Origin of the sequence: Streptomyces sp. NPDC050610 (assembly GCF_040654875.1) — a bacterium.
Taxonomy (GTDB): Bacteria; Actinomycetota; Actinomycetes; order Streptomycetales; family Streptomycetaceae; genus Streptomyces.
The window spans coordinates 167,977-191,824 of record NZ_JBFAIV010000008.1 but is presented as its reverse complement, the minus strand read 5'-3'; the positions used below and the strand labels follow the sequence as shown (position 1 = coordinate 191,824).

The window sequence follows — 23,848 nt, the reverse complement described above, 5'->3', positions numbered from 1 at the left end:
CGATGTCGATCGACCACCGGCTCAGCGCCGAGCACGAAGAACTCCGCCGCACGGTGGAGGCGTTCGCCCACGACGTCGTCGCGCCGAAGATCGGCGACTTCTACGAGCGGCACGAGTTCCCGTACGAGATCGTCCGCGAGATGGGGCGCATGGGGCTGTTCGGGCTGCCCTTCCCCGAGGAGTACGGCGGCATGGGCGGGGACTACCTCGCCCTCGGCATCGCCCTCGAAGAGCTGGCCCGCGTCGACTCCTCCGTGGCGATCACCCTTGAGGCGGGCGTCTCGCTCGGCGCGATGCCGATCTTCCGCTTCGGCACCGAGGAGCAGAAGCGGGAGTGGCTGCCGCGGCTGTGCGCGGGCGAGATGCTGGGCGCGTTCGGCCTGACCGAGCCGGAGTGCGGCTCGGACGCGGGCGGCACCCGCACCACCGCGCGGCTCGACGAGGCCACCGACGAATGGGTGATCAACGGCGCCAAGTGCTTCATCACCAACTCCGGCACGGACATCACCGGCCTGGTCACCGTCACCGCCGTCACGGGGCGCAAGGAGGACGGCCGGCCGCGGATCTCCACGGTCATCGTGCCGTCCGGCACCCCCGGCTTCACGGTCGCGCCCGCGTACTCCAAGGTCGGGTGGAACGCGTCGGACACCCGCGAGCTGGCCTTCTCCGACGTCCGTGTCCCGAAGGCCAATCTGCTGGGCGAGGAGGGGCGGGGGTACGCGCAGTTCCTGCGCATCCTCGACGAGGGCCGGATCGCGATCTCGGCGCTCGCCACCGGGCTGGCGCAGGGCTGTGTGGACGAGTCGGTGAAGTACGCCAACACGCGGCAGGCGTTCGGGAAGCCGATCGGGGCGAACCAGGCCATCCAGTTCAAGATCGCGGACATGGACATGCGGGCCCACACGGCCCGTATCTCCTGGCGCGACGCCGCCTCCCGGCTGCTGCACGGCGAACCGTTCAAGAAGGAGGCGGCGCTCGCGAAGCTCTACTCCTCGGAGATCGCCGTGACGAACGCGCGCGAGGCCACGCAGATCCACGGCGGGTACGGCTTCATGAACGAGTACCCGGTGGCCCGCATGTGGCGCGACTCCAAGATCCTGGAGATCGGCGAGGGCACCAGCGAGGTCCAGCGCATGCTCATCGCCCGCGAGTTGGGCCTGGCCGGCTGACCCTTCGGGCGCCGGGCGGGCGGACCGGTGCCCGAAGGACGGAGCCGAGCGGACGGGCGGCCGGCACCAGGCGGCCGGGCGGTCAGGCGGCCAGGCGGTCAGGCGGTCAGGCGGTCAGGCGGTCAGGCGGCATCGAAGGAGCGACCGGCACCGGGCGGGGAGCCGACGCCAGGCGCGGCGGACCGGACACCAGTCCGTCCGGCGAATGCGCGCGACCAGCCCTGCGACTGGCGCGTCCCGCCCGGCCGCTGCCCGAACGCCCCGCCCGGCTCTCGCTGTACAGAGTCGCTACCGCGCCGGCGGCCAGGGGACCTGGGGCGAGCGGTAGTAGTCGAAGCCCAGCGCGTTCCAGCGCTCCGCCTGCGCGGCCAGCCGTAGGCGGTACGCGTCCCAGTCGTGCGTACGAGCCGGGGACCAGCCGAGCTCCGCGATGCCCGGCAACCGGGGGAACGCCATGAAGTCGAGCTGCTGAGTCGTGGCGAGGGTCTCCGTCCACAGCGCCGCCTCGACGCCCAGGACCGAGGACGCCGGCGCGCCCGCCAGGTAGTCGCCCGGGTCCCAGTCGTAGGCCCGCTTCACCTCGACGAGCCCGGCCCAGTGCAGGCCCAGCGGTGTGTCCTTGGTGTACTTCATGTCGAGGAAGGACCGGTCGGCGGGCGACAGGATCAGACCGGCGCCCTTCTTCGCGGCCTCGGCGACCTGGGCCCGCTCGGCGGGAGGCGTCTTGTCGTAGCCCCAGTACTGGGCGACCGCGCCCTTGACCGGGTGCGCACCGGTCAACTGGTGCCAGCCGATCACCGTCTTCCCGTACTTGGCGACGATCGGCTGCGCCTTGTCCATGATCGTCACGTAGTCCTCGTGGTTGGTGGAGTACGCCTCGTCGCCGCCGATGTGCAGATACGGGCCGGGCGTCAGGGCCGCCAGCTCGCGGAGCACGTCGTCCAGGAAGTCGTACGTGATCTGCTTCCGCGCGCACAGCGTGCTGAAGCCGACCTCCGTGCCGGAGTACAGCGGCGGCGCGATGCCGTCGCAGTTCAGCGGCGCGTACGAGGCGAGCGCCGCGTTGGTGTGGCTGGGCAGGTCGATCTCGGGGATGACGGTCAGATAGCGGCTTTGCGCGTAGCGGATGATCTCCTGGTAGTCGGCCTTGGTGTAGTAGCCGCCCGGCCCGCCGCCGACCTGGGTGCTGCCGCCGTACGTGGCCAGCCGGGGCCAGGAGTCGATGGCGATGCGCCACCCCTGGTCGTCGGAGAGGTGCAGATGCAGCTTGTTGATCTTGTAGAGCGCCAGCTGGTCGATGTAGCGCTTGACCTGGGCGACGGTGAAGAAGTGGCGGCCGACGTCGAGCATCGCGCCGCGGTAGCCGTAGCGCGGGACGTCGACGATGGTGCCCCCGGCGACCGGCCACGGTCCGGCCTGCCGGCTGCCCTTCTCGATGTCGGCGGGCAGTAGTTGCCGCAGGGTCTGCACCCCGTGGAAGAGCCCGGCCGCCGTGCGGGCGCTGATGGTGACGGAACGGTGGGTGATCGAAAGGCGGTACCCCTCCGCACCGAGCCCGCGCGGCTCGCCGCCCTCGCCGGCCGCGTCGCCCCCATCCCTCTCGTCGGCGAGCAGCAGCCGGATGCCGTCGTCCCCGCCGCGCGTGGTGACCGGCAGCGCGTACCCGGTGGCGGGGCGCAGCAGGTCAGCCAGGTAGTCGCCGACCCGCTGGGTCTCGCGCGAGCCGGCGGGCACCCGAACGCGGGTTCCGGCCCCGAGCGCGTACGGGCGTCCGTGCGGCCGTACGGACGCGGGAGCGGGGATGACGCGGTCGAGCGGGATCGCGGCGGGCGTGCGGCCCGGGGGCTCGGCGGGCGTACGGCCGGGCGGCTCGGCGGCGGCGCTGCCCGCTCCGGCCGCCATGGCCCCGGCGGCGACGACGAGCAGCAGGGAGCAGAACAGCAGGGACAGGGGGCCGGCGGGGCGGGAGTGGGGTTGGTGCCGGGCGCTGCGTCTCACAGGAAGTCCCTTCACGGGCTGTGTACGGAAAGTGGCGCGCACGAACGTCCACCTGGGTACCAACTGCCCCGCGCACGGTCAAGACGGGGCCCGCACCGGCCGCTTTCGCCTGAAAGAATTCATTCCATGGCGGAAATCATGCAGAAGGACGGTGTGTGGACGTTCGACGGCGACACGGTGCGCATCGTGCCGGGCCGCGAACGCGGGGTGCACCTCATGCGCCGGACGCTGGGCGAGTTGGCGGTGCCGCTCGCCGCGGTGGCGGGGGTCGCCTTCGAAGCGGGGCGCAAGAGCGGGCGGCTGCGGCTGCGGCTGCGGCTGCGCGAGGGCGCCGATCCGCTGCTCCAGGTCATTCGGGGGCAGCTGCCGGACGCGGCCGATCCGTACCAGCTCTCGGTCGATCCGGACCGTACGGGTGTGGCGGAGTACTTCGTCGCCGAGGTGCGCAACGCGCTGCTGCTGGACCAGATCGACAGCGGTCCCTGCGACCGCTACCTGCTGCCGGGCCCCACGGTGCCGCTGTCGATGGGGGCCGGGGACGGCGTCGCCGCCTTCGACGGGGAGCAGGTGCGCCTGGAGTGGAACTGGAAGACGGAGGAAGCCAAGAAGTCCGCCGGAACCCGTCTGTTCTCGGTGTCGGATGTGGAGTCGGTGGTGTGGCAGTCGTCCGTGGGGCTGGAGAACGGTTACCTCCGCTTCGTCCTGGCGAACACGTCCACTCAGGCTCCGCCGAAGTACGACCCGTACGCCGTCGAGCTGTACGGCTTCAAGAAGGACCCTCTGATGGCGCTGATCGCGGCGGCCGTGACGGCCCGCATGCCGCACCCCTCCGGCCTGGACCAGACCCCCGTGGCGCTGGCCAAGCCCGCCGACGCCGCGCCCGGAGGGGAGGCCATCGGGGGCGACGGCGGGCCGGGCGGCGACGGGAACGATCACGACACGCTGCTGCGCAGGCTCCGCGAGCTGGGCGAGCTGCACCAGGAGGGGATACTGACGGCCGAGGAGTTCGCGGCGGCCAAACAGGCCGTACTGAAGCGCTTCTAGAGCTCTTCTGAAAGCTCTCCCGAAGCTCTTCTGAAGCGCTCCCGCAAGCTCTTCGGCAGCTCTTCAGCAGCTCTTCGGAGACGCTTCTGAGGCCCTTCGGAAGCGCACCTCGCACGCCTCAGCAAGAATCCTGCCCGATATCGGGCAGGATTCTTGCTAATAACCCCGCGAGTCATCAGTATCAACGAGTGCTCGAACGCCGTACGTCCCATGACGACCTCGTCGACCACCTGGTGCGCAGCACCCCGCTGCAACGCGGCGAGGCCGCCCGGGTGGTGCTCGACGTGCTCGCGTACTTCGACGAGACGGCCGAGGAATTCGTACGCCGCCGCCACCGGGAACTGCAGTCCGGCGGGCTGACCAACCCGGACATCTTCGAACGGATCGCGGCCGAGCTGCCGCACCGCGCGGTGGCGCCGCCGGAACTCTCGCTGCGGCAGCTGCGCCGCATCGTCTACGGCTGAGCCGCCCGTCGGGCCCCGACCACACCGTCGCGCGGCCCGGCCGGGCAGCCGCTCGGCACCCACGACCACCGACCCTGGGAGGGCCAGAACACTATGTGCGGGATCGTCGGATACATCGGCAAGCGTGACGTCGCACCACTGCTGCTGGAGGGCTTGCAGCGGCTGGAGTACCGGGGCTACGACTCGGCGGGCATCGCCCTGCACCCGAGCGGCAAGACCGGCGGCCTCAAGTCCGCGAAGGCCAAGGGGCGCGTCCGCGACCTGGAGGCGCGGCTGCCCAAGCGCTTCGCGGGGAACACCGGCATCGCGCACACCCGCTGGGCCACCCACGGCGCGCCCAACGACGTCAACGCGCACCCGCACCTGGACGCGGAGGAGCAGGTCGCCGTCGTCCACAACGGCATCATCGACAATGCCTCGGACCTGCGCGCCAAGCTGACCGCCGAGGGCGTCGCGTTCCTCTCCGACACCGACACCGAGGTGCTCGCCCACCTGATCGGCCGCTCCCAGGCCCCCACCCTGGAGGAGAAGGTCCGCGAGGCGCTCCGCCTGGTCGAGGGCACGTACGGCATCGCCGTGCTGCACGCGGACTTCCCGGACCGCATCGTCGTCGCCCGCAACGGCTCGCCTGTCGTGCTGGGCATCGGCGAGAAGGAAATGTTCGTCTCCTCGGACGTCGCCGCGCTCGTCAGCCACACGCGCCAGGTCGTCACGCTCGACGACGGCGAGATGGCGACCCTGAAGGCCGACGACTACCGCACGTACACCACCGAGGGCTCGACCACCTCCGCCCAGCCGACCACCGTGGAGTGGGAGGCCGAGTCGTACGACATGGGCGGCCACGACACGTACATGCACAAGGAGATCACCGAGCAGGTCGACTCCGTGGACCGCGTGCTGCGCGGCCGCATCGACGACCGCTTCTCCACCGTGCACCTCGGCGGCCTCAACCTCGACGCCCGCGAGGCGCGCGCGGTGCGCCGGGTGAAGATCCTCGGCTGCGGCACCTCCTACCACGCGGGGCTGATCGGCGCCCAGATGATCGAGGAGCTGGCGCGCATCCCCGCGGACGCGGAGCCCGCCTCCGAGTTCCGCTACCGCAACCCGGTCGTGGACCCCGACACCCTCTACATCGCGGTGTCGCAGTCCGGCGAGACGTACGACGCCCTCGCCGCCGTGCAGGAGCTCAAGCGCAAGGGCGCCCGCGTCCTCGGCGTGGTGAACGTCGTCGGCTCGGCGATCGCCCGCGAGACCGACGGCGGCGTGTACGTCCACGCGGGCCCCGAGGTCTGCGTCGTCTCCACCAAATGCTTCACCAACACGGTGGTCGCCTTCGCCCTGCTCGCGCTGCACCTCGGCCGCATCCGCGACCTGTCCGTCGCCGACGGCAAGCGGATCATCGCGGGCCTGCGCAAGCTGCCCGAGCAGATCGCGGAGGTCCTCCGCGACGAGGAGCACATCGCGAAGCTGGCGGCCGAGTACGCGAACGCCAAGTCGATGATGTTCATCGGCCGGGTACGGGGCTACCCCGCCGCCCTGGAGGCGTCGCTGAAGCTCAAGGAGATCAGCTACATCCACGCCGAGGCGTACCCGGCCTCCGAGCTGAAGCACGGCCCGCTCGCGCTCATCGAGCCCGCGATGCCGACGGTCGCGATCGTCCCGGACGACGATCTGCTGGAGAAGAACCGCGCCGCGCTGGAGGAGATCAAGGCGCGCAGCGGCAGGATCCTCGCGGTCGCGCACCGGGATCAGGAGAAGGCCGACCACACGATCGTGGTGCCGAAGAACGAGGACGAGCTGGACCCGATCCTGATGGGCATCCCGCTCCAACTCCTCGCCTACCACACGGCGTTGGCGCTGGGCCGGGACATCGACAAGCCGCGCAACCTCGCGAAGTCCGTGACGGTGGAGTAGCCGCTGGAGCCCTCTGCGCCGCGAAGCGCCTCCCTCGGCGAGGGCGCGGACGAAGGCGCGTACGAGGGCGCGAACGAAAGAGAGCGAAAGCGGGGGCGAGAACGGGGCGATAGCAGGGGGGATGAGAGCGGGGACGAGAGCGGGCCGGCCACGGGGGTGCCGGTCGGGGGGCTACCCCTCCGCGCGTGCCACCACGCGCGCGGAGGGGCCGCCTCCCCTGCGCCGATGCCGCCCTCGCACCGGCGACTGCCGCGCCGGGAACCGTCACCTCCCGGTCGGCGGCAAGCCGTGTTCGAGGTCTACCCCCTGCCCACGCGCATTCCACCCCTACGCGCGGGTAGATTTGTCGACTGTTTGAGACGGACCGAAGTCAACTCGACCGATAACCGTCGGCGTTTCTTGTGGCTGAGTCGCGCACGAGGTAGTGGGGACCGCCGTTGCGCGCGGGCGCGCCCCGAGGGCGCCCGAGGACTGTCGCGTGTGGGGTCGCACCCCCTATAGGGCGCGGGCCGGGCGTCGGGGGGGGCGGCTCCGGTCCGTACGAGCGCGTGGCGGACCACCATTCCGTACGGTGCGGACGCTCGCGGGACAGAACGTGCCGAGGGGCTGCCACGGGGCGAGCAACCGCCCGTACGAGGACGACGGCACACCCGCCCGTTTGCACTCCTGCATCTCCCGACGCCACCTGCCCCGCGGACCGCGCTCGGCTACGGACCCACGCCGCCCGGGATCCACGCCGCCCGGGGAACGCCAAGGGGACGGGCGTCGGCTACGGAATGACGACGACGGGGCGCTGGGCCCGGCGCGCGAGACGACCGGCGACCGAGCCGAAGATGCGGCCGACCAGGCCGTGCGTGGTGCCGACGACGATGGCGTCCGCCGAGTACTCCCGGCCGACCTCCTCCAGCTCGTGGCAGATGTCGCCGCCGCGCTCGACGAGGATCCAGGGCACCTCGGACAGATAGTCCGCGCAGGCCAGTTCCAGGCCGAGCACTTCGGTCCGGTGGTCGGGCACATCGACGAATACGGGGGGCTCGCAGCCTGCCCAGACGGTCGTCGGCAGCCGGTTCGCCACATGGACGATGATCAGGCCGGAGCCCGAGCGGAGGGCCATGCCGATTGCGTACGCAAGCGCTCGCTCACTCGACATGGATCCGTCGAAGCCGACGACGACGCCGTGCCGAAAAGCCGGGTCGCAGGAGTGACGTGTTTCTTCCGCCGCTTCGGGGGCCGCCGCGTGATCGGCAACCCTCTTGCGGTCCGCGGGTTCGGGGAATTCGTGACCGGCCATCGATGTCTCGGCGAAGGAAATCCTCTTGCGGAGGGATCAGCGGTGGGGTTCGGCGGTGGGCTGGTTGGAGTTGTCTTCGGACAGCGAACCACGGGCGGATCATGGTGCACGAAATCCGTCCGGGATTCATCTTTCCAAGTCCTTACCCACCAGGGTACGGCGACACTCGCCTCCTGCCCAGAGGCCGCCCCATGGGACGAACCGCCCGGAGGCGGGTTCCGAGGAGCATGCACGAGGGCGGCTCGTAGCGCAATGCCTTGGGGGCGGCCCTGACGCGTACGGTGCAGTGACCCGGCGGCCCGGCCCGCGTTGTAGTACCGCCGACCGCCGCCAGTAGGGAGCTCTCCAGTGCCGGGAATCCCGCGCTACGCGCACCGTGACGACGCCCCCGGACGCCCCGGCGGGCCCCCTGTCGACGCCCCCTTCGGAGGCGCCGCCGATTCGGTGGGCGACGTTGTGCGCTGGGCCGTCTTCAGCTGTGCGCTGGTCCCCGTCGTACTGCTGGCATGCGGCCGGTCGTTCGGCGGCGCGGCCGGCACCGCGGTCGGGCTAGCGGCCGTCACCTGCGCCTGCCGGGCCCTGCTGCGCCGGGCCGAACGGAACGCCGCCCGGTCGGCCGCCGAGCGCGCCGCTCCGCACCGCGGCCGCCATGGGCGTACGGGCGTGGGAGCGCACAGGGGCGGACACCTCAGCGAGGGTAGTGCGCCGGTCGACTGACGCATCGCCAGCTATGCGCCCGTTCCTTTTCAGCCAACTTCAGGCCGAAGCGCATCCCTTGATGGAAAGGGCCCCCAACAGCCGCTCGACCAGCAACGAAAGGACCGAGGAGAGCGGTTGCGGCCCTCTGGGATTGGGCATGGGCGAGAGGCGTACTTTTCAGCGGGGCCTGCAAGTGCAACGCTTCGTGATCGAACGCTTTACGCCAAGTTGCCATGTCGACATAGAGCCGGGTGGTGAACTGGTCACCGCGACCACATGCGACACAGTAGATTCGATCTTGGCCATGACCGGCGGGGGAACCGTTCAGGACCGAGGGGAAACGTGCAGGACCGAGAGGACTCGACCGCCGAGGGGGGCTTAGCGCCATGAGCCAGGACTCCACGACCGTACCGGAGACCACGCGCAAGCTCTCCGGACGCCGCCGCCGGGAGATCGTCGCTGTACTGCTCTTCAGCGGCGGCCCCATTTTCGAGAGCTCCATCCCGCTCTCCGTGTTCGGAATCGACCGCCAGGACGCCGGCGTTCCGCGCTACCGACTGCTGGTCTGCGCGGGCGAAGATGTGCCATTGCGAACGACCGGCGGACTGGAACTGACAGCACCGTACGGCCTGGAGGCGCTCTCCAGGGCGGGCACCGTCGTCGTGCCCGCCTGGCGATCCATCACCGGGCCACCACCGACCGCGGCGCTCGACGCGCTGCGGCGCGCGCATGAGGAGGGCGCCCGGATCGTAGGGCTGTGCACGGGCGCCTTCGTACTGGCCGCGGCCGGCCTGCTCGACGGCCGGCCGGCGACCACCCACTGGATGTACGCGCCGACACTCGCGAAGCGCTATCCATCCGTGCACGTCGATCCACGAGAGCTGTTCGTGGACGACGGCGACGTGCTCACTTCGGCGGGCACGGCCGCGGGCATCGACCTGTGCCTGCACATCGTCCGCAACGACCACGGCGCCGACGCCGCGGGGGCCCTGGCCCGCCGGCTCGTCGTGCCACCGCGGCGCACCGGCGGTCAGGAGCGCTATCTCGACAGGTCTTTACCAGAGGAGATCGGCGCGGACCCGCTGGCCGAGGTCGTCGCGTGGGCGCTGGAGCACCTTCACGAACAGTTCGACGTGGAGACGCTGGCGGCCCGCGCGTATATGAGCCGCCGCACCTTCGACCGGCGTTTCCGTAGCCTCACTGGGAGCGCTCCACTGCAGTGGCTGATCACCCAGCGGGTGCTTCAGGCGCAGCGGCTCCTGGAGACCTCGGACTACTCGGTGGACGAGGTGGCGGGTCGCTGCGGGTTCCGCTCGCCGGTGGCACTGCGCGGCCATTTCCGCAGGCAGCTGGGGTCTTCTCCGGCCGCCTACCGGGCCGCGTACCGGGCTCGCCGACCACAGAGCGGCCTGGTCGAACGGGTGGACCGTACGGATCGGGGGGACCGATCGGACCGTCCGGACCGTCCGGAGCTGGTGGAACAGCGGACCGGCGAGTCGGCGTCCCTGCCGATGCGCCGGACCGCCGTCGCCACCGCGCACGCCATCTCGGGGACGGCCACCGCGGCGCCCCCGGCCCCGGACCGCCCCGAACCGGGGAAGCCGGAGTCCGACCTGTACACCCCACGCCTGCCCGGCCAGCGGGAACGCCCCGTAGGGTGAGACGCATGAACGATCGCATGGTGTGGATCGACTGCGAGATGACCGGGCTCTCGCTGTCGGATGACGCGCTCATCGAGGTGGCCGCACTGGTCACCGACTCTGAGCTGAACATCCTCGGCGACGGCGTGGACATCGTGATCCGCCCGCCCGCCGAGGCCCTGGGCACCATGCCCGAGGTGGTCCGGAGGATGCACACGTCCTCCGGGCTCCTCGCGGAGCTGGATGCCGGGACCACGCTGGAGGACGCGCAGCAGCAGGTCCTGGCGTACATCCGCAAGCACGTCCCGGACGCGGGCAAGGCCCCGCTGTGCGGAAACTCCGTCGGCACGGACCGCGGCTTCCTGCTGCGCGACATGCCGGAACTGGAGAGCTACCTGCACTACCGGATCGTCGACGTGTCGTCCGTGAAGGAACTGGCCCGCCGCTGGTTCCCGCGCGCGTACTTCAACAGCCCGGACAAGAACGGCAACCACCGGGCCCTCGCCGACATCCGCGAGTCCATCGCCGAGCTCCGCTACTACCGCGAGGCGATCTTCGTCCCGCAGCCCGGCCCGGACTCGGACACCGCGAAGGCCATCGCGGCCAAGCACGTCCTGCCCGCTCAGGAACAGTGACCCAGCTCGCTCCCGGCCCCACGAAAAGCCGGGAGCGAGCACCCCTGAAGACCCTGTACACTTTTCCTCGGCCGGTGCGAAAAGCGCCGGACATGGTGGGTATAGCTCAGCTGGCAGAGCACCTGGTTGTGGTCCAGGATGTCGCGGGTTCAAGTCCCGTTACTCACCCTTGATGATCAAGGCCCGACCTGCGAAAACAGGTCGGGCCTTCTTCATGCCCTCGTTTCTGGGAACGCCACGGGAACACCGGGCCCCGGCCACCGGTACTACCCGATCGTGGCGAGAGCCTTCTCGTACTCCTTCGCCTGCGTCGGCGTGAGCACTGCTGACACCCGTAGGACTGCCGTGCCGTGCAGGTAGTCGTATTCCTTCATCAACGGGTTCGTCTTCGCCAGCGCTGCGAGGTAGTCACGCCGTACTTTTGCGCCGGCCTCGTCGGGGTACGCCTCGATCGATCCGCCGCGGACGATGGCGTCCGGGCGTTCTCCGTCCGTTTCGGTCTTGGGGATGCGGGAGTCAGCGAACGCGGTCTTCGAGGCGTAGCCGCCTGGTCTGCCGAGCAGGTGGTTCGGGTCGGATGCCTCGGTGTAGACCACGATCGTCTTGTGGGTGGGGATCGCCGTGGTGAGCTTGTCGCCGACCTCTTTCGCTGTTGGTGTCGTGGCCTTCTTCTCCTGCTGCTTGGCTGCCTGCGAGGGTGAGGCGGTGGCCTTGGTGCTGTCGCCGTCCGACGAGGAGCAGGCGGTGAGCAGACAGGCTGCGGCGAGTAAGACGGCGGCGGCCGGGCGTGCGTGGCGCATGGTGTGGTTCCCCCCACGGGTGCGTGTGTCCTGAGATCGCGCACCGTACCGGCATCCACGCCATCCACGCTGCTGCGCCATGGTCACGATCATCCCTACCGACCCAGACCATCGCGTCCTACGCTGAGGGCCTGAACCACACCTCGGCTGGGGGAAGCATGAACACCGCGCAGCATGACGTCGGACGGCGCATCCGGGAGTTCCGCAAGGTCCGGCAGATGAGCGTGCGCCAGCTCGCCGGCAAGGTCGCTATCAGTACGAGCACCCTCGAAAAGTACGAGTCCGGCGACCGCAACCCACCCCCAGGCACCATTGCCCGCCTCGCCCGCGCCCTCAAGATCGGCCCGGACCGGCTCACCGGCCAGCCCTACATGAACGGGGCCGAAACCGAAGAGCAGGTACAGGCGGTCATCCCCGAGCTCCGCCGCATCCTCCTCACGTACGACAACCCTGATGACCTCGACGCCCAGCCACGCCCCCTGCCCGTCCTCGCGGCCGAGATGGACCACGTCGCGCAGATGCGGCAGGACGGGCACTACGTGCCCATGGGCCCGCTCCTTCCCGGCCTGCTGTCGGAGCTCACGCACGTAGCGCTCGACAGCTCGGGGCGTGACCAGCAGCAAGCCTTCTGGTGGCTCGCCCGCGGCTACCGCGCCACCAACTCGCTCGCCCACAAGCTTGGTTACCACGATCTCTCGCTGACCGCGATCGAGCGTGTGCGGTGGGCTGCTGGGCGGTCCGGCGACAGTCTGATGCAGGTCACCGCCGCCTACTTGAAGGCTGGCGCGATGGTCCGCATGGGTACGTACGCCTCCGCGCGCCGCGTTCTCGAAGGGCTCGCCACGGAGGTGGAGCACCTCGCGCCGGAGCAGAGCATGACGGCCGCGCAGATGGCGGTGCAAGGGGCGATATACCTCAAGCTCGCGATCCTCGAAGCGCGCGATGGTCACCCGCATCGGGCTCGGCAGCGCCTGGGGGAGGCGCGCGCGGCAGCCGAACTGCTGCGTGGGGACACCACGCACTACGAGATGTCGTTCGGCCCGACGAACGTCCGCATCCACGAGGTGGCCGCGCTCATCGACTCGGGCGACACCGAGCAGGCGCTCGCCCGCCTCCGCGAGTGGGGCAGCGAGCAGGACCGGGACGAGTGGGAGCTGCCCTCCGGCATCGTCGCCGAGCGCGCCTCTCACCACCACATCGACGTCGCAGCGGCGCGCCTCGCCGAGGGCGACCGGGCGGGTGCGCACCACGATCTGGTCACAGCTCGTCGGCTGTCTCCGAATCACGCACGCTTCCATCCGACGTTGCGTGCGACGGCCGCCACCCTGGTGCGCTTGGACCGCGGGGCGGATGACTCCATCGCTGGTCTCGCCCGATGGGCAGGAATGTAACCATCCGTCAAGGTTGGTCACAGAAAATCATCCGCACACTTTGTGCGTAACCAGCACCACCCTGAGCGACACGATCCCCTCACTGATCGCAACGAGGGGGATCCTGTCGTGCTCACCGCACCCGAAGTCGCCCGCGCCCGCGCCTGGCTGGCCGAAGCAGACCCGGACGAAGCCCACGCGCACCGCTGGCTCACGCAGACCACGATCATCATGCTGCCCATCGGCTACAAGTGGGCCATCATCAGGGCCCCCGAGACGGCCGGCCGTGCGGCGATTGCTGCCGGCATCACCGGGCCCGTCATCTGCGACCACGGCATCTGCTACTTCCTTGTGCCGCGCAGCACTCCCCACACGTGGACGCCCGTCCGCGCTGTCGAGTGCCTCGGTGACGCCTGCTGGCTAACTGTCCCCGCCCCCACCCGCGCTGCTCCGCCCGGTCCCCACTGGCTGATCCCGCCTGACGGTACCGGCGTTCTCTGCGACGCTCGCGCCCTGCACGCTTCGCTTCTTTCCGAGCTCGGCCACCGGACGGACGAGCGGTGACCGCGAAGTCCATCGACCGCGCCGCCCTCCAGCGGACGATAGACCGCGCCCTCATCCCGCGCTCGATCCGACCGCAGCACGACGACCTCGCCAAGCTGGAGCAGGTGCTACGCGAGCACGTCGACTTGCTGCTCACCCGAGTCCGCGAAAGTGCCGCCGCGCCCCGAGCCGGCAGCTTACTTCCAGCAGGCCAAGCTCACGGCCATCGAGCAGCAGGTACGCCAGCCACTCAGCGATACGACGCTCGGCGCGATTGTGCAGGTAACCCAACTCGCCCGCGACTGTCGATGGCTCCTCGATCACACCAGAGGTGACCAGTGACCACCACACCTCAGTCCAGCACCGTTCCCTACATCGCCACCTGGAGCGCCGAACAGCGCCTCAAGACCACCCTCATCACGGATAGCCGCGGGATCGCCGAGTTGCATGAGGGGCCGCACTCTCGTGACTCCCACGGCGTGCTGTGGTGGCACCGCACGCTTCACGTGGGCCGTGGGCGCCCGGAGTACGGCAGTGTCCACCCGCAGCGTCAGCAGCGCGCGATGCGCAGGTTGCTCTGTCAGGTGTGCGCAGGCCCGGCTGACCGGGATGAGCGGGGCGTGCTGTGGCTGCTCGAAGAGCACCGCAACAGCTGGGCGACTTGGCCATCCGACGCGCTGACCACGCACCCTCCGGTGTGTCTGCCGTGCGCTGTCGAGGCTGTTCGCCGGTGCCCTCATCTCGCCAGCGGGTACACCGCCGTGCGGGTTGGCGAGTCGGAGGTCTTCGGCGTCTATGGGATGCGGTTCCGGCCGGGCCGTCTGGCACCGGTCGAGGTCGGGATCGATGTGGTCTCTTACGGTGCTCCGGCGGTGCGCTGGGTCGTTGCCGGTCAGCTGGTTCGGGCGCTGGACTCGTGCACGGTTGTTGATCTTCAGGACGAGTTGGCCGCTCGCCCTTGAGCTGGGCCGCCGGTGAACCGTATCCCTGACCCCGCACCGGCGGTTTTCTTGACGGTCCTCACGGTCACGCTGCCCCCAGGCGGCGGCCGTGAGTGGCTGGCCGAGCCCCCTGGCAGTCAGCCGCCGGGGGGCTCGGTGTTGCGCCCCCCATGTATCGCGGAAGGGCACTTTTGCACTCACCCCGTGGACCGCCTGCCCTACTGCTGGCTCAGCGTGTTCCCACGGGAACACAGGCCAACATCCGGCAGCGTTTCGCGACATCCAGCGTCATCGAACTGCACCGATTTCAACCGGTATTCCGTATAGGCGCAGGTCACAATATTGGAAAGGATCTGGTCCAAGTCCCGTTACTCACCCTTGATGATCTAGGGCCTGACCTGCGAAAGCGGGTCGGGCCCTAGTCGTTTCCGAATCGACGAGGGCCCCGCGGGGGCCCGGGGCCGGCCACCGGTACTACCCGATCGTGGCGAGAGCCTTCTCGTGCTCCTTCGCCTGCGGCTGAGTGGGCGCCGCCTGCACTCGCAGGACCACCGTCCCGTGCGGGTAGTCGCACTCCTTGAGCAGTGCCTTCTTCGCTCGCCGCGTCGGGGAACACCTCGACCGACCCGCCCCTCACGATGGAGTCGGCGGCGGCGCCCTGAATATCCGAAGCAGGAAGTTCGGCTGGTGAATGGGGCACAGTTCGCCCGGCTGGGGCAGGTCAGCAGACGATGAGGCGACTCGTGAAACCGTCGCGGATGAGAGATTCGTACACTGCACGCACGTCCTTCGGGACCTCCTGTTCGATGGCGAATCCGAGCTTCGGGTACTCGATCACCCGCTGGAGGTCGCCGACGAGCATGTTCAGGACGAGCATCTCGTCGCCGATGGACTTCACGTAGTCGTCGAACTCCAGCCGCTCCGACGCACAGAGGATCTCGACGTCGGGCCACAGCTTGCGGGCGGTCGCGAACGACCGCCGTTCCATGTAGGGCTTGGAGACCAGCAGCACCGTGGTCGGTGTGATGCCGCCGGCGGCAAGGAGGTCGCGGGAGAAGGCGATGTTCTCGCCGGTGTTCGCGGCGTTGGGCTCCAGCAGGATCGCGTCCGCAGGGACACCGAGCTCGATAGCGTGCGCACGGAAGTGAACGGCTTCCCCGCGCGGGAAGACCTCGGCAGTGGTCGAGCTGTTGCCGCCGGTGAACAGGAGGGTCGGGAAGAGCCCGGCGCGATAGAGCTCGGCTGAGCGGGTGGCGACGCCGATGTCGTGGCTGCCCAGGCCGATCGCCACGTCAACAGGCCGCAGCTCGTGGTGCATCTGGTGGTAGTCCCAGATCAGACTGGCCTGACGCCACTGGTCGTCAGTGATCTGCTGGTTGTCGCTCACGCGTCTCTCCCTGGTCACCGTTGCCGGGGCCGGTCGCCCCTCGGCTGCTGGCACAGCTACCGACGCCCTGGGGAACACCCGTGAACGCTACCCGTCACGCAACAGGGACGAGCTTCCCGTCGGTGGTGTACCGGCTAGCCGTCACCTCCCCACAGCCCCGCGCCGTTCTCGTCCTCTGGGCACAAGGACAGACCGCCGCCCATCGGGCTGGGGACGCGTCATGAACCGCTGCTTCTTGACTCCGCGCCGCCCCTCCACTTGTTCCTCGGTCCGTTGGCACGCTGCTGCCCTGTGCGCGAGCGGGGAGGGGGTTGGGAGGGATTAAGCGGCGGGGCTGATCAGTCTGCGGGGCAGGGCGACTTGGGGGGCTCGGGCTCGTACGGCGGGCCTCGGGAGTGACATGATCAAGGCATGGCAGCACGAGAGTTCGATGTAGACGCTTTCCTCGCCCAGCCCCTCACCGCTCGGGTCGCGACCAGCGGGCCGACCGTGCGGCCGACCTGGTTTCTCTGGGAGGACGGGGCCTTCTGGATTCTGACCGGCTCATGGGCGAAGCTGCTGGGCCGCGTTCAAGCTGATCCCGCGATCGCTCTTGTCATCGATGTGTGTGATGTCGGTACGGGGTTGGTGAGGCAGGTAATCGCTCGCGGGGAGGCGGAAATCCTGCCGTTCGACGTGCCGCGCGGGCGGCGGAAACTCAGTCGGTATCTCGGGGCGGACGAAGCCGAGTGGGACGAACGCTTCCGGCGCTACTTGCTCGACGATCCCGCCGTGTCGGGGTCCGCCTGGCTACGGCTGCGTCCCACATCGCTGACCGCAAAGGACCTCAGCTACTCGGTTTGAGGGGCGGGGGCTGGGGGCTGGGGGCTGGGGACTTCGCGTTTGCTGAGCGGAGTTCGGTTCGTGGGTTCAGGGGGCGCTGCGTGGGGCGTGTGGTGCTGGGTGGGGCGATATTGACGGTGGGTGGGTGCTTGTTTCGTCTCGGACCCTCCGGGTCCAAGGCGCCAGCAGCGGGAGGGGAGGGGGCCAGGCTGCTGTCGGTTCGCTGACTGCGGGCGGGGCGGCGGCTGGGGTCAGAGAAGGCTCGCTGCGCTTTGCCGCTGGTTGCTGCCGCGATGAGGCTGGCGTGGGGGACTTCGGGTGCGGGTGGGTTCGTAGCTTGGGCCTGTGATCCACGGCAGTCGGCAGTGGAGTGTGGCTCGCTGCGCTGCGCCTTGGTCGTGGTTGCTGTCCGAGGGTGGTTTCCGCAGGCAAGGCAGGGGTCTGGGGGTGTGGAAACTCCCCTCCGACGGCCCGTGCGCCCGATATGCCCGGCCTGGCCGGTTGAATGGGCAACCGGTTGGGGTTTCCATCCGATTCCGCGTCCGCTATGGCGCTTTTGCCTGACGGTAACTCCGCTCTACTTGCGAGTAGCACCCGAAGACCCCGCACCCGCCACCTCGCGGCAGCAGCCCGCCGCGAAGCGCAGCGAGCCTCTTTGGTCTCAGCCCTTCAGCCTCTCCCCCAGCTCCTCCTCATCAGCCACGAACCACGTCTGGCGGCCTCGGTTGCATTCGCGGATGAAGTCCCTCAGCGACGAACTGGCCTCCGTGTGGCGGGAGATGTCGCCCACGACCACGAGACCCACGCGGTAATTGACGAATTTCTGGACGATGTCGCCGGCCACGCGGGTGCTCAGTCGGAAGAATGCGTCGTCGAATCGGGCGGCGGGGATGACGACCCATTGGGCGCCCTGGTAAGAGGCGTTGCCGATGAGGTCCAGTGCGTCGCGTTCGGCGGCGATGGCCTCGCCCTCGGGTTCGCATATCAGGACGGGTACGTCGTGGATCGTCCGCATAGTGCTCATAGAGGGCGAGGCTAGTTCCTGATGCTGACGTGGGCGATGTGGTTTCTGGGGGCGACGGGCGTCAGGTGAGTGCTTCGGCCAGCAGGGCGGCCGTCCTCGCCACCAGCGGGTTGTCCGTCGGGCCCTTCGGGTCGTATTTGGTCGAGAGCACCGACAGCACCAGCGGGGAGCGCTGCGGGGGCCAGACGACGCCTACGTCGTTGGCCACGCCGTACTGGGCGCCGCCGCCCGTCTTGTCCGCCAGGATCCAGTCGGCGGGCAGCCCGGCGCGGAATCGTTCGCCGTCGGTGGTGTTGGCCACCAGCCAGCCGGTCAGCCTCTTGCGGTCGTCGGGCGAGAGGGCGCGGCCCACGATGAGGCGGGCGAATGTCTTGCCGATGGCGCCGGGGGTGGTGATGTCCGTCTTGCGCCAGGGTTCCGCAGAGTTCAGTTCCGGCTCCCAGCGGTCGAGTCGGGTCGTACCGTCCCCCACCGAGCGGCAGAAGCGGGTGATCGCCGTCGGGCCGCCCAGTTCCTTGAGCAGAAGATTGGCCGCGGCATTGTCGCTTTCGCCGACGGCGGCGGCGCACAGTTGCTCTACGGTCAGTCCGTGCGCGATGTTCTCCGGTTTTCCGGTGACCGGGGTATAGCCCGACTTCTTGACGATCTTCTCGGTGTAGTGGACGCGCTTGGCCAGGAATTCGCCGTCGCGATCGAGATCCCGCAGGACCGCCGCGGCCGTGAGCACCTTGAACACCGAGCACATCGGGAAGCGTTCGGCGGCGCGGTACGACACCGTCGCACCCGTGTCCGTGTCCAGGGCGAACACCCCCAGCCGTGCCTTGTACTCCTCCTCAAGCGCCCGTAGCCGCTGGGAGATGTCGTTGTCGGACGGCGTCGGCGTCGAGGCGTACGACCTGCCGGAGAGGGGCAGCAGTGCCGCCAGCGCCGTACCGGCGCCCACGCCCAGTAGGGCTCGGCGGGACGGAGCGGCTTCAGTGATGTTCACAGGTGTCCTCCTCGTTCCATCTTTCTTTCAGCTGTACATGCGGCCAGCTGTACGAAAAGTGGTCATGCGCGCGGCGCTCAGCCGAGATTCCGCAAGAAGCGCGCCGCCACCGGCCCAGCGTCCGAGCCGCCGGAGCCGCCGTCCTCCAGGAGCACCGACCAGGCGAGGTCGGACGAGCCCTGGTAGCCGATCATCCACGCGTGGGTGCGCGGCGGGTTCTCGGTTCCGTACTCGGCGGTGCCTGTCTTGGCGTGCGGCGAGCCCGGCAGGTCCTTCAGCGCGTGGCCCGAACCCGAGGTCACGGTCGCGCGCATCAGGTCGCGCAGGTCGGCGGCCACCTTCGGGGCGAGGTCGCGGGAGGCCTTGAACTTCTTATGCACCGCGTCCGGAACCAGTACCGGCTGTTCGAACTTCCCGTTCTTCACGGTGGCCGCGATGGACGCCATCACCAGCGGCGACGCCTCCACCCGCCCCTGTCCGATGACGGCCGCGGCCTTATCGTTGTCGCTGGTGTTGGCCGGAACGCTGCCGTTGTACGTCTTGGCGCCCACATCCCACTCGCCCCCGAGGCCGAACGCCTGGGCGGTGTCCCGCAGAGCCGTGTCGGGGAGCTTGCCGCGGGCGCCGACGAAGTACGTGTTGCAGGACTGGGCGAAGGCGTCCTTGAACGTCGACCCCTCGGGCAACACGAACTGGTTCTGGTTCTCGAAGCGCTGGCCGTTCACATGCGCGAACTTCGGACACGGCGCGACGTCCGAAGGCCGCACGCCCTGGTCCAGCAGCGCCGCCGTCGTGACGACCTTGAAGGTGGAACCGGGCGGATAGCGCCCCTCCAGCGCGCGGTTCATGCCACCGGGCTTGTTGACGGCGGCGAGGATATGGCCGTTGTGCGGGTCCACGGCGACGATCGCCGCCGTCTTCTTCACTCCGGACAGGGCGTCGACGGCCGCCCGCTGTACGCGCGGGTCGATGGTGGTCCGTACCGAACGGCCCTCCGCGGCCTTCCCGGCGGACAGCGTCGTCACGGCCTGCCCGCTGCCGCGGTCCGCCACCACCACTGCCTTGCGCGGGCCCTTGCCCCCGGAGAGGCGCTCGTCGTAGTGGGCCTCCAGCCCCGAGACGCCCTTGCCGCTCGCGCTGTCCACCGCCCCGACGAGCGAGGCGGCCTCCAGCTTCTTTCCGTTGCTGTCGAGAATGTCCGCCCTGGAGGCGTTCGTCAGGGCGAGCGTCTGCCCGGGCCGCATCTTCGGGTGCACCATCGACGTGGTGAACTCCACCGTCCACTTGCCGGACCGCTGACGCACGTGCGCCTGCGAGTCCCAGCCGTACGCGCCGACGCCGGGTACGCGCATTTTCACCGTGAAGGGGACGCGCACGTCCCCGTCGCCCTTCCGCTCGCCGCGCCCGGCGGTGATCTCCGTGCTGGAGGGCTTGAGGTTCGTCATGACCGACGCGATGAGCGACTTGGCGCCGTCCGGGGTGTCCGTATACGTGCCGGCCTGCTCGGCCCGGCCCTTCTGCCATGCCCCGAGGAACTCCTGGAGACGCTCCCGCGCGGCGGTGACCTGCGGATCCGCGGCAGCGTCGTCGGATCCCAGGAGCCGGTAGCCCGCGTACCCGCCTCCCGCCAGCAGCACGACGAGGGCGAGCGCGCCGAACGTCCACCGTCTGCCGCTCCCCCGCCCGCGCGGACCGTGCGTCTTCCGGCCCCCTCGGTACGGCGGACCATCACCCGCGTACAGCATGTCTCCCTGGTACGGCGCGCCCTCTTCGTACGGCGCGTCTTCCTGGTTCGGCAAGGCGTCCTCCTTGGGGGTGCCGTTGTCGGTGTGCTGGTTTCTTGTGCCGGCTTCGTATGCCGGCTTCGTGTGCCGGCTTCTTGTGCCGGCTTCTTGTGCCGGCTTCTTGTGCCGGCTTCTTGTGCCGGTTCAGGGCGGCGGTTCGGTGCGCCTTGTTTACGCGGCTATGCGCACGTATGCGGCGGCGTACGGCAACCGCTGCCGCAGGCCCGGCGGGCACTCTCCCGAGGCCCTGCGAGCCCCTGCCCGAGGCCTGGCGGCATGGAGGTCAGTGAAGTCCGCGATCAAGCGCCATGTCGAATACACTCTCGACTCTGACGCGATTCGATCTGCATATCTGCGCACGTCAGAGGAGATGCGTTGCTTACCGAACGGCACCTGGAAATCTTTGTCGCACTGGCAGAGGAAGAGCATTTCGGCAGCGCCGCACAGCGCGTAGGCATCACGCAGCCGCCTCTGTCACAAGGGTTGCGCCGACTGGAGGCGATGCTGGGAGTCCGCCTCTTCGACCGCAGCCGCGGCGTCACCCTCACCGACGAAGGGGCGCTCCTGCTGCCCCATGCCCGCCGGGCGCTGGCCGCGCTCACCGAGCTCCGCGAGACCGGGGCCCGCGAGCAGGCCGACGGCCGCCGGCTCAGGCTGGGGCTGGCCCCCGAAGTGCCCGCATGGGTCGCGGCGGCCGTGGCGGCCGCGCCGGGCCGCGCCGGGAAGCGGAGCCGGATCACCGTGGTGACAGCGCCGACCGCCACGCTGCTCTCCGAGACCTCGGCGGGCCGGCTCGACCTCGCGGTGATCCGGCACCCGGCGGTGCTGCACGGCCTGGCCGCCGGCCGGGTGGTCCTCTTCCCGACCTGGCTTCTCTCCCCCGACGAGTCGCCCGAACCGTCGGAGCCACGGGAGTCGTCGGAGCCGGCCGATACGTCGGAACCCTCCGAGGCAGGCGGAGTTGCCGCGGACCGCGCCAAGACGCGGCGGAACGCCCATCGCCTCCCCGTCGCCGTGCGCCCCCGCGAGGAGGCTCCCGCGGCGTACGACCTGTTCATCGACACCCTGGCCAGTCGCGGGCGGCGCGTGGAGACCGTCCCGGTCACCGACGAACGTGCCGGACTCGCGCTGGTCGCCGCGGGCCAGGCCGTCATGGTGACGGCCGACAACACCCTCACCGCCGACGGCGTCGAGCGCGTCAGGGCTACGGACCCGCCGCTGCCGTTGCGGCTGCGGGTGGTGTGGGGCGCCAGGGGGCCTGATGGGGAGGGGATCACGCAGACGGCGCAGTTGCTGGTGGAAGCCCTGTCGTTGCAGGCCCAGGCCCTGGAGGCCCAGGCCCTCGAAGCCCAGCCGCCGACGGGCCCGGCACTGGAGACGGCGAAATGAGCGGGGCCGAGCGGGAGAACGGGACGATGCGAGACGGCGGTGACCGGCAGGACGGCGGGCCCGGGCGGGAGACCGAGACCAGGCGGGGAACCGGGTCCCGGCGGGAGAGCGGCGCGCAGCGCGCGATCCGCGGCATGTTCGCCGATGCCGGCGTCCGAGGGTGGCTGCACGTCGCGGACCTGCACCGGCCGGCCGCGCGCGTAGTGATCGACCCCGACGAGCCGGTGCCCATCGGCTCCGTCTACAAGGCGCCGCTGATGGTCGCCTACTGCCGGCTCGCGGACGCCGGGAAGCTCGACCCGCGCCGGCGCGTGACGCTCGGCCCGGCCGACCGTCTGCCCGGCCCGACCGGCATCTCGATCCTGCGGGACCCGGTCACGGTCTCGCTGCGCGACCTGGTCGTCCTCATGATGACCGTCTCCGACAACACCGCCGCCAACGCGGTGCTACACCTGGTCGGCACGGCGGCGGTCGACGAGGTGTGCCGCGAGCTCGGGATGGCGGACACGCGTATCCACGGCGGGGTGGCCACCACGTTCGCCCAGCTGGTCGCGGAGACCGGGACCGATTCGCTGAGCGACGCGCTGGAACGTATCTCCGACAACGACACGACGGTCCCCGCCGTCGTCTACAACCCGCTGTCCAAAGCCTCCGCCACGCCTGCGGACATGGCCCGGCTGCTGCACGCGATCTGGACGGACCGCGCGGCCTCCCCCGAGAGTTGCGCGTTCATGCGCGAGGTGATGGGGCGGCAGGCGTGGTCCCACCGGCTCGCCTCCGGGTTCCCGTACGACGACGTACGGGTGTCGGGGAAAACCGGCACCTTCGGGTCGATGCGCCACGAGGCGGGCGTGATCGAGCTGCCCGACGGCGGCGCGTACACCGCCGTGATCTTCACCCAGGCGGCCCGCGCCGACAACAAACTGCCGCGCGCCGACGCCGTCATCGGCGCCGCCGCCCGCGTCGCCGTGGAGGAGTTGCGGGGCATGGAGGGCACGTAGGAGGGCCGAGTCGGCGGCGCGGTACGACGTCTGCTTCGACCCGCTGGTGGGCGGCGTGCGGCGTGTCGTGTCGGGCGGCCGATGGCGTTCACAGCCGTTGGACGCGCAGCACGGCAGTCAGCATCGGGAGGATGAACTCGCCGCGGACGGTCTCCGTTCTGCTCGCGAGGTAGCCGCGGATCCGGCCCAGCGCGGCCTCTTGTTCCCGCTCGGGCATGACCAGCAGCCCCGCGCGCGTCGCGAGGGTCGCTACGAGGGAGTCGGCGGTGCGGCGCTGCCCGTGCGGGAATTCGGCCTGCTGCGGTGAGCTGAACCGGGCGGCCCCGCCGGTGTTCGGCAGGTGCATGCCGGCCGTCTCCGCGCGCCAGCCCGCGGGCGTGTCGCGCGGGCCGACAGCCGCGCTTCCGCCGACCCGCGCGAGCCCGGCGACCCACTCGGTCCCGTCGTCCATGACGTTCCACAGGCCGGCCAGGGTGCCGCCGGGTGCGAGGACCCTGGCGATCTCCGGTCCGGCGACGGCCATGTCGAACCAGTGCATGGCGTTGCCGGCCAGCACGGCGTCGACGGACGCGTCCGGCAGCGGTATCGCCTCTGCGCTGCCCGACAGGGCGCGGACGGCCGGCAGCGAGCGGCGCAGCTCGGTCAGCATCGCCGGGTCGGGTTCGACCGCGATGACTTCGGCGCCCGACGCGATCAGCGTGGCGGTCAGCTTGCCGGTTCCGGCGCCGAGGTCGAGTACGCGCGGGCCGGGCGCGGGTTCGAACGCCCAGCCCACGGCGGCCCGCGCGTAGTCGGGGCGGTGTTCGGCGTACGCGACCGCCGCCGCGCCGAACGACGAGGCATGCAGCAGCCGTTCACCCTGATCCATCCGGTCACCGTAGCGATGCCGCCGGCGGTCAACTACCCCCCTCCGCCCCCTCCGCATGCCATCATCGCGGCCGCCTC

The 23,848-nt window shown here is 70.1% G+C and carries 22 protein-coding genes and 1 tRNA gene; 15 read left to right on the top strand and 8 right to left on the bottom strand.

From position 1 onward, the window contains the following. The first annotated feature begins 2 nt into the window (after nucleotides 1-2). A complete protein-coding gene (locus tag AB0I22_RS13110; protein ID WP_363130810.1) occupies nucleotides 3-1,169 on the top strand; it encodes an acyl-CoA dehydrogenase family protein in 1,167 nt (388 codons plus the stop codon). 288 nt (nucleotides 1,170-1,457) lie between these two features. Here the strand turns inward: AB0I22_RS13110 and AB0I22_RS13105 are convergent, their stop codons facing one another. Continuing rightward, nucleotides 1,458-3,071 carry a beta-N-acetylhexosaminidase gene (locus tag AB0I22_RS13105; protein WP_363130906.1) on the bottom strand — a complete coding sequence of 538 codons (1,614 nt, stop codon included), beginning with the start codon at nucleotides 3,069-3,071 and terminating at the stop codon, nucleotides 1,458-1,460. A 222-nt stretch (nucleotides 3,072-3,293) separates the two neighbouring features. Between AB0I22_RS13105 and AB0I22_RS13100 the strand changes: the two genes are divergently transcribed. The 3 genes from AB0I22_RS13100 (at nucleotide 3,294) to glmS (ending at nucleotide 6,589) form a co-directional block, all read left to right on the top strand. After that, nucleotides 3,294-4,211, top strand: a complete 918-nt coding sequence (locus tag AB0I22_RS13100) for a DUF4429 domain-containing protein (protein ID WP_363130809.1) — start codon at nucleotides 3,294-3,296, stop codon at nucleotides 4,209-4,211. Nucleotides 4,212-4,399: 188 nt separating this feature from the next. Continuing rightward, complete coding sequence (locus AB0I22_RS13095; RefSeq protein WP_030875438.1) at nucleotides 4,400-4,675, top strand: hypothetical protein; 276 nt, start codon at nucleotides 4,400-4,402, stop codon at nucleotides 4,673-4,675. Nucleotides 4,676-4,768: 93 nt separating this feature from the next. Next, a complete protein-coding gene (gene glmS, locus AB0I22_RS13090; protein ID WP_363130808.1) occupies nucleotides 4,769-6,589 on the top strand; it encodes a glutamine--fructose-6-phosphate transaminase (isomerizing) in 1,821 nt (606 codons plus the stop codon). 769 nt (nucleotides 6,590-7,358) lie between these two features. On the opposite strand, the gene AB0I22_RS13085 is transcribed toward glmS, so the two are convergent. Beyond that, nucleotides 7,359-7,880: a universal stress protein gene (locus AB0I22_RS13085; RefSeq protein WP_363130807.1), complete on the bottom strand. Its 522-nt coding sequence runs from the start codon at nucleotides 7,878-7,880 to the stop codon at nucleotides 7,359-7,361. Nucleotides 7,881-8,324: 444 nt separating this feature from the next. On the opposite strand from AB0I22_RS13085, the gene AB0I22_RS13080 reads away from it, so the two are divergent. The 4 genes from AB0I22_RS13080 to AB0I22_RS13065 all read left to right on the top strand — a co-directional run bounded on the left by AB0I22_RS13080 (nucleotide 8,325) and on the right by AB0I22_RS13065 (nucleotide 11,022). Continuing rightward, nucleotides 8,325-8,597, top strand: coding sequence for a hypothetical protein (locus AB0I22_RS13080; protein WP_363130905.1), 273 nt, complete (start codon nucleotides 8,325-8,327; stop codon nucleotides 8,595-8,597). 368 nt (nucleotides 8,598-8,965) lie between these two features. Continuing rightward, nucleotides 8,966-10,240 (top strand): helix-turn-helix domain-containing protein, encoded by a 1,275-nt coding sequence (locus AB0I22_RS13075; protein WP_363130806.1) that lies wholly within the window; start codon nucleotides 8,966-8,968, stop codon nucleotides 10,238-10,240. 5 nt (nucleotides 10,241-10,245) lie between these two features. Next, nucleotides 10,246-10,854, top strand: a complete 609-nt coding sequence (orn, locus tag AB0I22_RS13070; RefSeq protein ID WP_363130805.1) for an oligoribonuclease — start codon at nucleotides 10,246-10,248, stop codon at nucleotides 10,852-10,854. A gap of 95 nt (nucleotides 10,855-10,949) precedes the next feature. Then, a tRNA-His gene (locus AB0I22_RS13065) sits at nucleotides 10,950-11,022 on the top strand. Nucleotides 11,023-11,120: 98 nt separating this feature from the next. Here AB0I22_RS13065 and AB0I22_RS13060 read toward each other — a convergent pair. Further along, a complete protein-coding gene (locus tag AB0I22_RS13060; protein ID WP_363130804.1) occupies nucleotides 11,121-11,654 on the bottom strand; it encodes a hypothetical protein in 534 nt (177 codons plus the stop codon). 158 nt (nucleotides 11,655-11,812) lie between these two features. Here AB0I22_RS13060 and AB0I22_RS13055 point away from each other — a divergent pair, with 158 nt between their 5' ends. The 4 genes from AB0I22_RS13055 (at nucleotide 11,813) to AB0I22_RS13040 (ending at nucleotide 14,529) form a co-directional block, all read left to right on the top strand. Beyond that, on the top strand, nucleotides 11,813-13,045 hold the full coding sequence (locus AB0I22_RS13055; protein ID WP_363130803.1) for a helix-turn-helix transcriptional regulator: 1,233 nt from the start codon (nucleotides 11,813-11,815) through the stop codon (nucleotides 13,043-13,045). Between the two features lie 108 nt (nucleotides 13,046-13,153). Continuing rightward, the gene (locus AB0I22_RS13050) at nucleotides 13,154-13,588 is read left to right on the top strand and encodes a hypothetical protein (protein WP_363130802.1); all 435 of its coding nucleotides are present in this window, start codon (nucleotides 13,154-13,156) and stop codon (nucleotides 13,586-13,588) included. Between the two features lie 150 nt (nucleotides 13,589-13,738). After that, a complete protein-coding gene (locus AB0I22_RS13045; protein ID WP_363130801.1) occupies nucleotides 13,739-13,909 on the top strand; it encodes a DUF6415 family natural product biosynthesis protein in 171 nt (56 codons plus the stop codon). Continuing rightward, a complete protein-coding gene (locus tag AB0I22_RS13040) occupies nucleotides 13,906-14,529 on the top strand; it encodes a hypothetical protein (RefSeq protein ID WP_363130800.1) in 624 nt (207 codons plus the stop codon). Before AB0I22_RS13045 ends, AB0I22_RS13040 begins: the two co-directional genes overlap by 4 nt. Before the next feature lie 700 nt (nucleotides 14,530-15,229). On the opposite strand, the gene AB0I22_RS13035 is transcribed toward AB0I22_RS13040, so the two are convergent. After that, nucleotides 15,230-15,895 (bottom strand): YdcF family protein, encoded by a 666-nt coding sequence (locus AB0I22_RS13035; RefSeq protein WP_363130799.1) that lies wholly within the window; start codon nucleotides 15,893-15,895, stop codon nucleotides 15,230-15,232. 411 nt (nucleotides 15,896-16,306) lie between these two features. On the opposite strand from AB0I22_RS13035, the gene AB0I22_RS13030 reads away from it, so the two are divergent. After that, nucleotides 16,307-16,738: a pyridoxamine 5'-phosphate oxidase family protein gene (locus AB0I22_RS13030; protein WP_363130798.1), complete on the top strand. Its 432-nt coding sequence runs from the start codon at nucleotides 16,307-16,309 to the stop codon at nucleotides 16,736-16,738. A 640-nt stretch (nucleotides 16,739-17,378) separates the two neighbouring features. On the opposite strand, the gene AB0I22_RS13025 is transcribed toward AB0I22_RS13030, so the two are convergent. The 3 genes from AB0I22_RS13025 to AB0I22_RS13015 all read right to left on the bottom strand — a co-directional run bounded on the left by AB0I22_RS13025 (nucleotide 17,379) and on the right by AB0I22_RS13015 (nucleotide 20,528). After that, entirely contained in the window at nucleotides 17,379-17,741 is a 363-nt protein-coding gene (locus tag AB0I22_RS13025) for a DUF4180 domain-containing protein (RefSeq protein ID WP_363130797.1), read from the bottom strand. 61 nt (nucleotides 17,742-17,802) lie between these two features. Further along, entirely contained in the window at nucleotides 17,803-18,729 is a 927-nt protein-coding gene (gene bla / locus AB0I22_RS13020) for a class A beta-lactamase (protein ID WP_363130796.1), read from the bottom strand. Between the two features lie 77 nt (nucleotides 18,730-18,806). Continuing rightward, on the bottom strand, nucleotides 18,807-20,528 hold the full coding sequence (locus AB0I22_RS13015; protein WP_363130795.1) for a penicillin-binding transpeptidase domain-containing protein: 1,722 nt from the start codon (nucleotides 20,526-20,528) through the stop codon (nucleotides 18,807-18,809). Between the two features lie 360 nt (nucleotides 20,529-20,888). Between AB0I22_RS13015 and AB0I22_RS13010 the strand changes: the two genes are divergently transcribed. Both AB0I22_RS13010 and AB0I22_RS13005 read left to right on the top strand, forming a co-directional pair. Continuing rightward, the gene (locus tag AB0I22_RS13010) at nucleotides 20,889-21,902 is read left to right on the top strand and encodes a LysR family transcriptional regulator (RefSeq protein WP_363130794.1); all 1,014 of its coding nucleotides are present in this window, start codon (nucleotides 20,889-20,891) and stop codon (nucleotides 21,900-21,902) included. Next, nucleotides 21,899-22,903 carry a serine hydrolase gene (locus AB0I22_RS13005; RefSeq protein ID WP_363130793.1) on the top strand — a complete coding sequence of 335 codons (1,005 nt, stop codon included), beginning with the start codon at nucleotides 21,899-21,901 and terminating at the stop codon, nucleotides 22,901-22,903. The genes AB0I22_RS13010 and AB0I22_RS13005 overlap by 4 nt, the downstream gene beginning before the upstream one ends. Before the next feature lie 88 nt (nucleotides 22,904-22,991). On the opposite strand, the gene AB0I22_RS13000 is transcribed toward AB0I22_RS13005, so the two are convergent. After that, entirely contained in the window at nucleotides 22,992-23,771 is a 780-nt protein-coding gene (locus tag AB0I22_RS13000) for a class I SAM-dependent methyltransferase (RefSeq protein ID WP_363130792.1), read from the bottom strand. Nucleotides 23,772-23,848: the final 77 nt, after the last annotated feature.